Annotated in this window: 12 protein-coding genes; 3 read left to right on the top strand and 9 right to left on the bottom strand. The window is 68.2% G+C overall.

The features are described 5' to 3' along the window. Positions 1–4: 4 nt before the first annotated feature. Positions 5–487 carry a hotdog fold thioesterase gene (locus ABFP37_RS06365; protein ID WP_078029341.1) on the top strand — a complete coding sequence of 161 codons (483 nt, stop codon included), beginning with the start codon at positions 5–7 and terminating at the stop codon, positions 485–487. A 4-nt stretch (positions 488–491) separates the two neighbouring features. Here ABFP37_RS06365 and ABFP37_RS06360 read toward each other — a convergent pair whose 3' ends face one another. From ABFP37_RS06360 to ABFP37_RS06340, 5 genes are all read right to left on the bottom strand, one after another. After that, positions 492–1,043 (bottom strand): dihydrofolate reductase family protein, encoded by a 552-nt coding sequence (locus ABFP37_RS06360; RefSeq protein ID WP_078029340.1) that lies wholly within the window; start codon positions 1,041–1,043, stop codon positions 492–494. A gap of 62 nt (positions 1,044–1,105) precedes the next feature. Next, positions 1,106–1,327 (bottom strand): hypothetical protein, encoded by a 222-nt coding sequence (locus ABFP37_RS06355; RefSeq protein ID WP_078029339.1) that lies wholly within the window; start codon positions 1,325–1,327, stop codon positions 1,106–1,108. Then, entirely contained in the window at positions 1,324–2,541 is a 1,218-nt protein-coding gene (locus ABFP37_RS06350) for an inorganic phosphate transporter (protein ID WP_078029338.1), read from the bottom strand. Before ABFP37_RS06350 ends, ABFP37_RS06355 begins: the two co-directional genes overlap by 4 nt. A 214-nt stretch (positions 2,542–2,755) precedes the next feature. Further along, positions 2,756–3,262: an HAD domain-containing protein gene (locus ABFP37_RS06345; protein ID WP_078029337.1), complete on the bottom strand. Its 507-nt coding sequence runs from the start codon at positions 3,260–3,262 to the stop codon at positions 2,756–2,758. Positions 3,263–3,341: 79 nt separating this feature from the next. After that, positions 3,342–4,211 (bottom strand): universal stress protein, encoded by an 870-nt coding sequence (locus tag ABFP37_RS06340; RefSeq protein ID WP_347033051.1) that lies wholly within the window; start codon positions 4,209–4,211, stop codon positions 3,342–3,344. Between the two features lie 236 nt (positions 4,212–4,447). Between ABFP37_RS06340 and ABFP37_RS06335 the strand changes: the two genes are divergently transcribed. Beyond that, positions 4,448–6,844, top strand: a complete 2,397-nt coding sequence (locus ABFP37_RS06335) for a phosphoketolase family protein (RefSeq protein WP_347033050.1) — start codon at positions 4,448–4,450, stop codon at positions 6,842–6,844. Between the two features lie 32 nt (positions 6,845–6,876). Here ABFP37_RS06335 and ABFP37_RS06330 read toward each other — a convergent pair whose 3' ends face one another. The 4 genes from ABFP37_RS06330 to ABFP37_RS06315 all read right to left on the bottom strand — a co-directional run bounded on the left by ABFP37_RS06330 (position 6,877) and on the right by ABFP37_RS06315 (position 10,922). Continuing rightward, on the bottom strand, positions 6,877–7,551 hold the full coding sequence (locus ABFP37_RS06330) for a hypothetical protein (RefSeq protein ID WP_347033049.1): 675 nt from the start codon (positions 7,549–7,551) through the stop codon (positions 6,877–6,879). Positions 7,552–7,640: 89 nt separating this feature from the next. Next, positions 7,641–8,078, bottom strand: a complete 438-nt coding sequence (locus ABFP37_RS06325) for a VOC family protein (protein ID WP_347033048.1) — start codon at positions 8,076–8,078, stop codon at positions 7,641–7,643. Positions 8,079–8,202: 124 nt separating this feature from the next. Next, complete coding sequence (locus ABFP37_RS06320; RefSeq protein WP_078029332.1) at positions 8,203–8,877, bottom strand: response regulator; 675 nt, start codon at positions 8,875–8,877, stop codon at positions 8,203–8,205. After that, the gene (locus ABFP37_RS06315; RefSeq protein WP_078029331.1) at positions 8,874–10,922 is read right to left on the bottom strand and encodes a DUF4118 domain-containing protein; all 2,049 of its coding nucleotides are present in this window, start codon (positions 10,920–10,922) and stop codon (positions 8,874–8,876) included. The genes ABFP37_RS06320 and ABFP37_RS06315 overlap by 4 nt, the downstream gene beginning before the upstream one ends. Before the next feature lie 187 nt (positions 10,923–11,109). On the opposite strand from ABFP37_RS06315, the gene ABFP37_RS06310 reads away from it, so the two are divergent. Then, positions 11,110–13,086, top strand: a complete 1,977-nt coding sequence (locus ABFP37_RS06310) for an amino acid transporter (protein WP_347033047.1) — start codon at positions 11,110–11,112, stop codon at positions 13,084–13,086. Positions 13,087–13,096: the final 10 nt, after the last annotated feature.

The following is a 13,096-nucleotide window of genomic DNA, read 5'->3' as shown; positions in this document are numbered from 1 at the left end:
TGCCATGATGGACAATTTCACGCCCGCCCGGTCCGCCGACGAGGCGCGGTTCAAGGATGAACTGGTCGCCGCCGGGGTCCCGGACCATCTCCATGACTGGCTCGGCGAGTTCGGCATCGGCGCCCTCGTGGTGAAGATGGGGATCCGTTTCCTGGAGATGAGCCCTGAGCGGACGGTGGCCACCATGCCGGTGGAGGGGAACACCCAGGTGGCAGGAATCCTTCACGGCGGTGCCCACGTGGTGCTGGCGGAGACGCTGGGATCGTTTGCGGCCGGCATGCATGCCGGGCCCGGGCGCCAGGCACTCGGCATCGAGGTCGGCGCGACCCACCACCGGGCCATCGCGGCGGGCACCGTGACCGGGACGTGCACAGCCATTCACCTGGGGCGCACGCTCACCACGCACGAGATCGTCATGACCGACGAGCAGGGCCGCCGGTTGTCGACGGCCCGCATCACCAACCTCATCCGGGACATCAGCGCGTAGGCGCCTATCCTGGCACGGCCCCGAAACGGTACCGGAGCTCCACGATCCCCCGCCCCAGGGTCTGCGATTCCACCAACTCAAGCGGCGGCGTCGGGCCCTTCACGGGAAGCAGCCGTTTCCCGTCCCCGAGCAGCACCGGGATGACAGAGACGATCAGTTCATCCAGGAGCCCGGCACCGGCGAACTGGGCGGCAAGGTCGCCGCCGCCCACCACCCAGATGTTCTTGCCCGCGGCGTCGCGCCTGAGGTCATCGATGAATTCGCTGATGTCGCCGCGCACGAACGCGATATCGGCGCCGGGCGGCGCAGCGAACTCATGGTGCGTGAAGATCCAGCAGGGCGTGTCCGGGTACGGCCAGTGGCCCGGTTCGTGGTCCATGAGCCACTGGTAGGTGGTCCCGCCCATGGCGATGCAGCCGATGCCGGAGATGAAGGAGTCGTAGCTTTCCTTGCCGCCTTCGAAACCGTCGAACTGCAACAGCCACGCGAGATCGTCATCCCGGGTGGCGATGAACCCGTCGAGGGACGCCGCAACGTAATACTGGACACTGGGCATGGCCCAAGCCTAGCGATTCCGGTCCGGCGTTCCCAGAGTTCACTGACAGCCCTGCCGGCTTGTTAGCTGCTGAAGTACGGGATGATCAGGTAGAGCCCGAACAGCACGGCGAGCCCGCACAGGGCGAAGCACGCGTAAGCCAGCGAACGGAGCCACCCGGGCGCGGTTGTCCGCTGGTCGCCGGCAATGGCGGTAAGCCGGACGCCGAGTGCATAGAGAACCACCACCGTCACCGCGGACACCAGCGTGGCGCCGGCTACGGTGAGGAGTTCCAACCACTTCATCGCTGCGTATCCTTTGACTCGTTTGCCTTGGCGCGGGCCCTGGCGAGGGCCTTCTTCTTCGCGAAACGGACGGCCGATCCGGCCTCCTCGACCTCCACGGCGTTGTGGTGGCCGACCTGGGACTTGCGGGAAACCACGAACATGTAGAGCACGGCGGCGGTGCCTGCCACGGCGGCGATGACCACGCCCACAACCCCGGTCTTGACGAGCAGCGCGGTCAGGGCGCCCACGATGCCGGCGGCGGGCAGCGTGAAGAGCCAGCCGAGGGCGATCTTTCCGACCATGCCCCAGCGGACGGACGTGCCTTTCCGGCCCATCCCCGACCCGATGACGGACCCGGAGGCCACCTGAGTGGTGGACAGCGCGAAGCCCAGGTGCGAGGAAGCCAGGATGGCGGACGCCGTGCTGGTCTCCGCCGCGAAGCCCTGCGCGGGCTTCACCTCGGTCAGCCCCGCCCCCATCGTCCGGATGATGCGCCAGCCCCCGGCGTAGGTGCCCACGGCAATGGCCAGGGCGCAGGCGGCGATGACCCAGATCTGCGGACCCGAACCGGGACGCTGGCTGCCGGCCGAAATGAGGACCAGCGTGATGATGCCCATGGTCTTCTGGGCGTCATTGGTTCCGTGGGCGAGGGCCACGAGGCTTGACGTGAAGATCTGGCCGGTGCGGAAGCCCCCGCGCTTCTGGGTGAGCTTGCTGCCGGTCTCCGGATCATGCCGGGAGGTGAGGGCGTAGGCCAGTCGGGTACAGACGTAGGCAACGATGCCGGCGATCAGGGGCGCAAAGACGGCCGGAAGGATGACTTTCTGGAGGAGGGTCTCCAGATTCACGGAGTTGAACCCGATGCCGGCGATCGCGGCGCCAATGAGTCCGCCGAAGAGTGCGTGCGACGAGCTTGAGGGCAGCCCCTTGAGCCAAGTCACCATGTTCCACAGAATGGCGCCCATGAGACCGGCAAAGATGATGTCCGGTGTTATCTGGACGCCGTCGGAGCCTTCGCGAATGATGCCGCCGGAGACCGTCTTGGCCACTTCCGTGGACAGGAACGCTCCCACGAGGTTCAGGATCGCCGCGAGAGTAACTGCAGTCTTCGGCTTGATGGCACCGGTGGCGATAGGCGTGGCCATCGCGTTCGCGGTGTCATGAAAACCGTTCGTGAAGTCGAAAAATAATGCCAGCGCAATGACCAGCGCCACCATGAAGGTGATATCCACCTGTTGCCCAATCTGCAGAGTCGACGTTCAGCAGTTCCACTTCCCCTGCCTGCCCTGCACAGCATAGTTCACCGAAAGTTAATACGGCGGGAGTTGCAGAGCTGCAGAACGGGCTTGAAACCCTATAGATCGTACGCGCCTTGGCCATGAGCTCCAACCTGCGCACTCAACCGGGTTTGCGGGGGCCGGCCGGCGGGATCCGGCGCGGGTGTTGTCACGGCGGACCCTGGGCGAAGATCCGGATGGTCTCGAGCTCCTGCGGAGACAGGCCGGTCCGCGGGTCCGGCGACACCAGCAGTGCCCGCGCTCCCAGGATCCTCGCCCAGGCCTGGGCGCGGCCCTCATAGGCGAGCTGGTCGTCCACCCAGATGATCCGCTCAGGGGTGCTTATGCCCACGTCGGCCTGGATTGCTTCCAGCTTCCACCACTCCGCGCCGCTTCCCGCGCCGTCCGCGGTGAGCACGGGCCACCGGCTGCCGTTGAGCCCCGTGGCCGGGCAGAGGATGGCCGGAGCCAGCTCCTCCCAGCTGGTCAGCCACACGCACCGGAGGCCCGGCACCGGCACCAGCCGGTTCAGGTCCTCCACCAGCTCCGCCGCGTACGCCACCTCGAGCATTCCGGCGTACGCGTACCGCCAGGCGGTGCCCCACGGCGTGCCGCCCGTCGCACCGAAGGGGCACACCACGCCGTCCACGTCCAAATACAATGAGACATTTCCCACGGCGTTCCCTCCGGAAGCCGAACTTCGATTCTGCGGCCCACGCTACGGAACCGGCGTCCGGACAGGCAAGGCCCCTCAGCTACTCGTCGTGGTGGATTTTGTGCACCCTGGTGACCACAGTGGGGCATGGCACGCGCGTCAGGACCGCGTGCGCCGTCGAACCGAGCAGGAGCCTGCTGAACCCGCCCCGTCCCCGGCTGCCGATCACCAGCATCCGGGCATCCGCCGCCATCTCAACGAGCGCCTTGGCCGGGTCCATGTCGCTTTCCAGCCACTGATGCACCACGAGGTCGGGGAACCTGTCGCCAAGCCCGGCGACGCTTTCGGCGAGGACAACCTTCTCTTCTTCCTCCATCGCCTCGGCGAGCCTGCTGGCGGGCTGTCCCCGCGGTATCCATCTGGCGGGCTGCCGGAAGGCCAGGACCGCTGTCAGTTCGTCCCCTTCTCGGTCAGCCTCGGCGGCCGCAAGCGCAACAGCCTGGCTCGACTCCTCGGAGCCGTCCACGCCCACGACAACTCCCCGCCGTTCGGGTCCCGGGAGGTGCGGAATGACCGCCACGGGGCTGTCCGATGCGGTGACAATCTGGAGCGCCCTGTCGGTCATGGGCCCGCCGTCGGCCCAGTACCTGTCGTGTGATCCGATGACCAGCAAGGAAGCGTCCCTGGACATCTCCTTAAGTGCCGACCCGGTGCCGCCGTGCCGCAGCTGGATCTGGACGTCGACGCCGGGCGCCCGCAGGGCTGCGTCCTGCTGAACTTTCCGCAGGAGCTGCAGGGCAGACTCCTTGATCATCTCGTGGTACTGGAATTCCTGCGCTATCCACCGGTCATCCACGGCATGCATGGCGATCACGGGAAGCTTGAGCCGGGCTGCGCGATCGAGGGACCACGCCATTGCGGCCTCGCTGCCCGCCGACCCGCTGACGCCGACGACAATTGGTTTGTTCATTTCGGAAACCTGCCCTGCTCCATCGCACTGCCTTGCTTCATCGCAAAGCCCGTGGTCAGCAGGCCGAGGGGCCGCTGATACCTTCATTTTCCTCCGCCCGCTGCTGCCCGCGTAAGGGCTTTGGGCCCCTCGCGGGGGCGTCCTTCAGCCCCGGCACGGAGTCCCGGAGCGCTCGGATTCCTCGCGGGTAGACTGTGCCCGTCAGCGCTGTAGCAGGACCGACGAGAGGCACGTGCATGGGCAGCACCGAAGCAGGCCAGGAAATCTCCGACGACGAACTTGAGCTGCTGAACCGGTACTGGGATGCGGCGAACTACCTGACCGTGGCCCAGATTTACCTTCAGGAGAACCCGCTGCTCCGGGAGCCGCTGGAGCCGGACCACATCAAGCCGAGGCTGCTGGGGCACTGGGGAACCGGTCCGGGCCTGTCCCTGGTGTACGTGCACTTGAACCGGCTGATCAGGCGGACGTCCGCAGAGGTTCTGTTCGTGGCCGGCCCGGGGCACGGCGGCCCCTCCGTCGTGGCCAACGTCTACCTCGAGGGCACCTACTCGGAGATATACCCCGACGTCGGGCAGGACGTTGCCGGGCTGCGGCGGCTCGCGCGGCAATTCTCGACTCCGGGCGGCGTGGGCAGCCATGTGGGCCCGGCCACCCCGGGATCCATCCATGAGGGCGGCGAGCTGGGTTATTCACTCATGCACGCGACCGGGGCGGTCATGGACAACCCGGGGCTGATCGCCGCCTGCGTGATTGGCGACGGCGAGGCCGAAACCGGGCCGCTGGCAGCATCATGGACGGCGCCGTTCTTTCTCAACCCCGCACGGGACGGCGCAGTCCTGCCGATCCTGCACCTCAACGGACACAAGATTTCGGGGCCCACGGTGCTCGGCCGCCGCTCAGACGCGGACGTGGAAGCCCTGCTGCGGGCGCACGGCTGGGACCCGGTGACGGTTTCCGGAGACCGGCCCGGTCACGTCCACCGGGCGATGGCCTCGGCCGTCGACCGAGCGTACGCTGCCATCCGGGACATCCAGGAGCAGGCCCGCGGCGGCCGCACGGCGGACGCCGCCCGCTGGCCCGCCATCATCCTGCGGACACCCAAGGGGTGGACCGGCCCTGAAACCGTGGACGGCAGCCCGGTCGAGGGAACCTTCCGCGCCCACCAGGTGCCGCTCTCCGGCGTCAAGGACAATCCGGAGCACCTCGCGCTGCTTGAACAGTGGATGCGTTCCTACAAGCCGGAAACTCTTTTCGATGACGCCGGCCGGCTCGTACCCGAACTGGCAGCGCTGGCGCCGGAGGGCCGGCTGCGGATGGGGTCCGTGCCCCCGGCCAACGGCCAGCCGGCCGTCCCGCTCGTGATCCCTGACCTCGGTCAGTATGCCGTCAACCCCGGCGAGCGCGGCTCCACCAGCAGCGAGACCACCAAACCGCTCGGCGAACTGTTCAGGGACCTCTACCTCAGCACGGCGGACAACCCCCGGTTCCGGCTGTTCTGCCCGGACGAGACCAACAGCAACCGGCTGGGTGCCGTGTTCGAAGCCACGGACCGGTGCCTGCTCCTTCCCCCGCACGGCGGTGACGCCGCGGACGACCACGTCTCGCCGGACGGCAGGGTCATGGAGGTGCTCTCCGAGCACCTGTGCCAGGGCTGGCTGGAAGGCTACCTGCTGACGGGGAGGCACGGGTTCTTCGCCAGCTACGAGGCGTTTGCGATGGTCAGCGCCTCCATGACGGTCCAGCACGCCAAGTGGCTGCAGCACGCCCGCGAGCTCGAATGGCGCTCCCCTGTTCCGAGCCTGAACATCCTGCTGACGTCAACGTGCTGGCGAAACGACCACAACGGGTTCAGCCATCAGGGTCCTGGCCTGATCGACACCGTGCTTTCCCTCTCGGGCGAAGTGACCAGGATCTACCTCCCGCCGGATTCCAACACCCTGCTGGCCACGGCGGAGCACGTCCTGCTCAGCACCGACTACGTCAACCTCGTGGTGGTGGACAAGCAGGCCCATCCCCAGTACCTCACCCTTGAGGAAGCACGTGCCCATGCCGAAGCCGGAGCATCGCGCTGGGCCTGGGCCGGGAATGAGGACCAGGGCGGCACCGCCGGCCCTGACATCGTCCTCGCCTGTGCTGGGGACATCCCCACCGAGGAGACGCTGGCCGCCGCGTGGCTCCTGCAGCGGCACGTCCCGGACGCCCGTGTGCGGGTGGTCAACGTCATGGACGCGATGGTCCTTCCGCCCAGGGACACCCACCCGCACGGTCTCGACGACGGGACGTTCAGTTCGCTGTTCACGGAGAGCTGCGATGTGGTTGTCGCCTGGCACGGCTACGCACGATCGTTCCACCAGTTGCTGCACGGCCGCCCGAACCCGGAACGCTTCCACGTCCGCGGATACAGCCAGCAGGGAACCACCACAACGCCCTTCGACATGGTGGTGCTCAACCGCATGAGCCGCTACCATCTGGCCCTGGAGGCGCTCCGGCGCATGCCGCGGCAGCTTCCGGGCGCCAAAGCGCTCACGGACCATTGCAACCGGCAGCTGGACGCCCATGCGGAGTACATCCGCGAGCACTTCGAGGACCTTCCGGAGATCCGCGAGTGGGCCTGGACGCCGCCGGGCTAGGCTGGCTCTCCCGATTCAGGTGGAACCGCGGTTCACGTCGCGGCCGACCGCCCTGTCCCGAGCATCCGGGCGACTTTCTCCTCGAGTGCCGCACGTGTTGCATCGGGCAGGACAATCAGGCCCTCCAGATCGTGCCGCGCGCGCTTGTACGCCGTCTGCCGTTCGGCCGGCGTGGCGGCCTCATCTTCGGCGATCCGCAGCAGCTTCCGTGCCGTCGCTAGCTTCTGGCGTTCCTCCGCTGAAAAGTTGCTGTCCCTGATGCGCCGGGCTTCGCGCTCGGCGATGTCGAACGCGAGCTCAAAACTGCGAACGGCTGCGCGGTATTCGTCCAGGCGGGTCCTGTTGCCCATGCGGGCCGGATCCGCGGGCCGCAGCCCGTCGGCTTCCCGTTTGGCCCGCAGGAACGCCACGGTGAGAGGTTCCCGGACGTCCGTCATGACGGGGAAGTCGATGAGTTTGCCCACGTCCAGCTCGTAGTCCAGCCAGCGCCGGTTGACGTCATCGTGCGCGGCCAGCAGCGCCGCGACCTCGGCTTCGCCGGCCTGCTCCGCCGAGAGCGCCTGGTTCCGGAGCCGGTAGAGCTCCACCCTGCGCTGGTGCCGCTGTTCGCTGGCCTTCGACCACGCCTTGCTCCACCCGCCAACGACTCCGCTCAACGGAAATATGAGCCACCAGAAGTGGCCGATGAAGTCAAAAAGGGGCTGCATTCGTCAATGGTCGCACCGCCCCGCACGCACCTCAAGGGTGCAGTCGCCGTGCCGGGGCAACGCCTGCTCCGACCCGCGCGATGGCGCCGCTAGGAAGCCGGCGCTGCCTGTCCGCCCGGGGCGTTGACGTTGACCAGCCACGCGATGCCGAACCTGTCGGTGCACATACCGAAGATGTCGCCCCACGGCGCGCGTTCCATCGGGACCGTGACGGTGCCGCCTTCACCGGACAGCTTGTCGTAGTAGCCGCGCAGTTCGCCTTCGTCCTCTCCGCTGAGGGATACCGAGATGCTGGTTCCGGGCGTGTAGTCCATGGACTTGGGGGTGTCGGCCCCCATGAGAACGAAGCCTTTGTCCGCAGTCAGCATCCCGTGCATGATCTTGTCCGCCTCGGCCGGGTCCTCGCTGGCGTTGAAGTCCCCGAAGGTGTTCAGCGTGAGTTGGCCGCCAAAGACGGACTGGTAGAAGTTCATGGCCTCGCGGGCGTTGTCACGGAAGCTGATGTACGGGTTGAGCAGCGTGGACACGGTCGGTTCTCCTTATGTGGCGGAACTTGTGTGACGGAAGTGAAGCACTACAAATGTTGCCCCAAACCCGGCCGCGTTCATAGGGGTTCTCCCGGTTCCCCGCGGCGTCACGTTCCCCGCGGCGTCAGGGCCGGAACCGGTAGCCGATGCCCGCCTCGGTCAGGAGGTGGCGCGGATTGCCGGTGTCCGCTTCCAGTTTGCGGCGGAGCTGGGCGATGTAGACGCGCAGGTAGTTGGCTTCCTTGGCGTAGGCGGGACCCCATACGGTCGAGAGGATCTGCTGCTGGGTGACGAGCTTTCCGGGGTTGCGGACCAGGAGTTCCAGGATGCTCCATTCGGTGGGGGTCAGCCGCACCGACTCCCCGTTCCGGGTGACCACCCGCTGGCCGAGGTCCACCGTGAATTCGGCCGTGGTGACGGTGGGCGCTTCTGCGGCCTCCGGGGCCCGGCGCAGCAGCGCACGGAGCCGGGCGAGGAGTTCCTCCAGGCCAAACGGCTTGGTGATGTAGTCATCGGCCCCGGCATCCAGGGCGTCGACTTTGTCGGCTGACCCGTGCCGGGCAGAGAGCACCAGCACGGGCGCACTGCTCCAGCGGCGGAATTCTGTCAGCACGGCGGCCCCGTCCATGTCGGGGAGCCCGAGGTCCAGAACCACCAGGCCGGGCGGGTTGCGGGTGGCCGCCAGCAACGCCGAGCGGCCGTCCGGGGCAGTGTCCACGCTGTACCCGTGCGCCTGCAGGGTGATCCTCAGGGCCTTCAGCAGGTGGGGATCATCGTCCACCACGAGGATGCTGGTCACGGTGCGGCCTCCGCAGGACCATCCGCCGCGCCGCCGGGCGCCGCAGCGGCGGAGAGGGCCGAGGAAGCGGAACCGGCGGAGACCGGGCCGGCGCCGACGCCGGTCGACAACCGCAGGCGGATCACCATGGTGAGGCCTCCGCCTGGGGTTTCCTGCGCCGTCAGGCTTCCGCCCATCGCGGCGACGAACCCCTTGGCAACCGCCAGGCCCAGGCCCACGCCGGAGGTCCGCGCAATGTCGTCCAGGCGCTGGAAAGGCCGGAACATGGCCACGACGTTGCTGGCCGGCACGCCGCTGCCGTGATCAATGATCCTCAGCTCGCCGGAGGGATGCCCGTCCAGGGTGGCAGTGCTGAGGCCTCCGGCGGAGCCGGCGACAGTGATGTCGGACCCTGGCGCGTACTTGACGGCATTTTCAACGATGTTGGCGATGACACGTTCAAGCAGGCCCGGGTCGGCGTCGACGGCTGGCATGTTGGGCGGCAGGTCCACCCGCACGGTTCCGGCGGGCAGGCCGCGCAGGGCGGGAGGAACCACCTCAAACCACCGGACCGGCCTGAGGAGCGGCTGGACCGAATCCGCGGTAATCCGCGACATGTCCAGGAGGTTCCCCACGAGGACGTCGAGCCGGTCCGTGCATTCATCGATGGTTTCCAGCAGTTCCTTCTGTTCGCCCGGCGTGTACGTGACCGCCGTCTGAAGGAGGCCGCCCACGGCCAGCTTGATTCCTGCCAGCGGCGTCCGCAGGTCGTGGGACACGGCCCGTAGAATGGCCGTGCGCATCGTGTTCCCTTCGGCAAGCCGCAGAACCTCCAGCCGGCTGGCAGCCAGCTGCTGGCGCTCCAGCTGGGCCATCACATGCACCGCGAAGGCACCCAGCAGGCGGCTATCCGCGGCCGGCACTGCGCGGCCAAAGAGCACCAGCCAGGTGCCGCCGTCGATCGGCTCGACCGTATGTCCGGCGAAGTCCCGTCCCTCGCGTTCCGGTTCTGTCAGCGCCCCGGCGCTCGCGAGCAGCCGGACGTCACGGTCCGCGCCGCCGTCCGGATTCCCCCGGGCACGGTGGCTGCCGGCGACATGGCCGGCTGAGGTTGAGCCGGCCGCACCTGGACCGGCCGCACTTGAGCCGGCTGCGGCGGCGAACCCGCCGGCCCCGGTGAACACCGCGGCGGCGCGCACCCCGAAGACGTCCAGCGCCTGCTCCAGCAGGCTGGCCACAGTGTCCTCTGACCGGGTCGCCCCGCGGGTGAGGTCGCCCAGCGTTGCCGCTTCGGCCCGGGCGCGGGCGGCCTCCTTGGAGCGGCGGGCGGACCGGTCCACCACGCCGGCCACTGCCACGGACACTCCGACGAACACGCCCAGTGAGAGCAGGTCCTGGGGGTCGTGGATGGCGAGGTCGCCCACGGGCGGCGTGGAGAAGTAGTTGACCAGCAGGCTGCTCCAGAGCGCACCGGCGACGGCCGGCCACAAGCCGCCGACCAGGGCGACGGCCACGGCACCGGCAAGCTGGAGCAGGGCGGCGGTGGCCACGCTGTGATCGAAGGAGGCCAGCAGCAGCTGCATCAGTACGGGAACCGCGGCTGCGAGGACAAACCCGACGCCCACACGGACCCGGCCGAGATCCCGTTGCCTTGTTCGGCCTGCACCGCGGCCGGCCTGGGGATGGGGCACCACCTGCACATCGATGTCTCCGGCCCCACGGACAATCCGGGACTCAGAGCCGCCGGACGCGAACGGGGCCATCCTCCGGCTGCGGGACTGGCCGATGACGATCCTGGTGGCGCCGACGTTCGCGGCGAACTCGAGGAGCGCCCGGGCAGGATCCGGTGCCGCGACGGTGTGGTAGCTGCCGCCCAGCTCCACGATGAGCCGGCGCTGGGCTTCGAGGGCCTGGGGCGATTCGCCGGAGACGCCGCCGGCGGAACGGACATGGACCGCGATCAGCTCCCCCTCCCCGGAGGCACCGAGGATCCTGGCCGCGCGGCGGATCAGGATCTCCCCCTCACCTCCACCGGACAAGCCAATGACAATCCGTTCCCGTGCCATGACGCCATTCTTTCACCAGTGCGGGTTCATGTGGCCCCGCGGGCCGGCCGGCGCGGGCCGGCAGCATGGCGTGCCTCACACCGGCGTTAAGGATCCGTCAAGATACCGAACAAACCGGCGGAGTCCCACGGGTCCGGTGCTAGTTTCGGCTGTGCCCGCGGCGCCGTGCTGCGTGCTGAAAGGCCCCATGACCACCATGACCCGTCCGCCCGCGGACCCCTCGGCGCTCCGGCCCCACCGGCAGGCGCGGCTCAAGAGCTGGCTGCTCCTGGGCCTGCAGGACAGCAAGGGATCCCACCAGGGGCCCGGCGGACTGACCGCGGCGCACGAGCGCCGTCACCCGTGGTGGCAGGTCATGTGCCTGACCGGGGTGGACTACTTCTCCACGCTCGGTTACCAGCCGGCCATTGCGGCGCTCGCGGCCGGAGCCATTTCTCCGCTGGCCACGCTTGTCTTGGTTGCCGTCACGCTTTGCGGGGCACTGCCCGTGTACCGCCGGGTAGCCGGCGAGAGCTCCCGCGGCGAGGGATCCATTGCCATGCTCGAGCGGCTGCTGCCGCGGTGGGGCGGCAAACTCTTCGTCCTGGTGCTGCTCGGCTTCGCGGCCACGGACTTCATGATCACCATGACCCTGTCCGCCGCGGATGCGACAGCGCACCTCGTCCAGAACCCGTACTCCCCCGGCTGGCTGCACGGCCAGGAAATCCCGGTGACGCTCGTCCTGCTGGCTCTGCTCGCCGCGGTGTTCCTGCGCGGGTTCAAGGAGGCGATCGGCATCGCCGTCGTGCTCGTGGCCGTGTATCTGGGCCTGAACGTCGTCGTGGTGGCGAGGACCGCCGTCGAGACCCTGACCCATCCGGCCGCCGTCGGTGACTGGTGGCGGGCCCTGGCCACCTCGCACGGGAATCCGGTCCTGGCCGTGGGCATCGCCCTGCTGGTGTTCCCCAAGCTGGCGCTCGGCCTGTCCGGCTTTGAAACCGGGGTCGCTGTCATGCCGCAGGTCCGCGGCCACGTGACCGACACCCCGGAAAACCCGGCCGGCCGCATCCAGGGCACCCGCCGCATGCTGACCACCGCGGCGCTGATCATGAGCGCCTTCCTGATCGCCAGCAGCTTCATCAGCGTCATCCTCATTCCCGGCCCCGAATTCGAGCCGGGCGGGCAGGCGAACGGACGCGCCCTGGCGTTTCTGGCCCACGAGTACCTCGGGCCGGGCTTCGGCACCGTCTACGACGTCAGCACCATCGCCATCCTGTGGTTCGCCGGCGCGTCCGCGATGGCCGGCCTGCTGAACCTCGTCCCTAAGTACCTCCCCCGCTACGGGATGGCGCCCGAATGGGCCAAGGCCGTCCGGCCCCTGGTGCTGGTCTTCGCGGTGATCGCCTTCCTGGTCACCATCCTCTTCGAGGCCGACGTCGATGCCCAGGGCGGCGCGTACGCCACCGGCGTCCTGGTGCTGATGACGTCCGCGGCCGTTGCCGTGGCGCTCTCGGCCCGCCGCCGCCAGCAGCGGAAACGGACCCTCGGATTTGGCCTGATCGCCCTCGTGTTCATCTACACCACCATCGTCAACATGGTGGAACGGCCCGAAGGGATCCGGATCGCAGGGTTCTTCATCGTGGGCATCATCGTGATCTCGCTGCTTTCCAGGATCGGGCGGTCCTTCGAACTCCACGCCACCCATGTCCGCCTGGACAGGACGGCCCTGGAATTCGTGGCGGCGGACGACGAAGGCCCCATGGGCATCATCGCCCACGAACCCCTGAGGGTGAGCGCCGACGCGTACCGGCAGAAACTGACGTCCGCCATAGAGGTCAGCCACCTGCCGGTCGACTACGAGGCGCTGTTCCTGGAAGTGATCGTGGACGATTCCTCCGACTTCGAGACCGAACTGCAGGTGCGCGGAGTGGTCCGGCACGGCTACCGGATCCTGGAGGTGCACGGGCCCGTGGTGCCCAACACCATCGCCTCCGTGCTGCTGCACATCCGGGACGTCACGGGGCTCATGCCGCACATCTATTTCCGCTGGACCGAGGGAAACCCCGTGGTGAACCTGCTGCGCTTCCTGTTCCTGGGCGAAGGCGAGATCGCACCGGTCACCCGCGAAGTGCTGCGCGAAGCCGAGCCAGACGTCACAAAGCGGCCCTGGGTCCACGTGGGATGAGTGCGGGAAC

Source organism: Burkholderia sp. RS01 (assembly GCF_039748055.1).
Classification (GTDB): domain Bacteria; phylum Actinomycetota; class Actinomycetes; order Actinomycetales; family Micrococcaceae; genus Arthrobacter.
This window is presented reverse-complemented; position numbering and strand designations above follow the sequence as displayed.

Bases quoted from the DNA above. Each gene is read 5' to 3' on its own strand.
- ABFP37_RS06365 (WP_078029341.1), top strand. From the start codon at position 5: ATGATGGACAATTTCACGCCCGCCCGGTCCGCCGACGAGGCGCGGTTC.
- ABFP37_RS06315 (WP_078029331.1), bottom strand. From the start codon at position 10,922: ATGGCACGGGAACGGATTGTCATTGGCTTGTCCGGTGGAGGTGAGGGG.
- ABFP37_RS06310 (WP_347033047.1), top strand. From the start codon at position 11,110: ATGACCACCATGACCCGTCCGCCCGCGGACCCCTCGGCGCTCCGGCCC.
- ABFP37_RS06330 (WP_347033049.1), bottom strand. From the start codon at position 7,551: ATGCAGCCCCTTTTTGACTTCATCGGCCACTTCTGGTGGCTCATATTT.
- ABFP37_RS06360 (WP_078029340.1), bottom strand. From the start codon at position 1,043: ATGCCCAGTGTCCAGTATTACGTTGCGGCGTCCCTCGACGGGTTCATC.
- ABFP37_RS06340 (WP_347033051.1), bottom strand. From the start codon at position 4,211: ATGAACAAACCAATTGTCGTCGGCGTCAGCGGGTCGGCGGGCAGCGAG.
- ABFP37_RS06355 (WP_078029339.1), bottom strand. From the start codon at position 1,327: ATGAAGTGGTTGGAACTCCTCACCGTAGCCGGCGCCACGCTGGTGTCC.
- ABFP37_RS06335 (WP_347033050.1), top strand. From the start codon at position 4,448: ATGGGCAGCACCGAAGCAGGCCAGGAAATCTCCGACGACGAACTTGAG.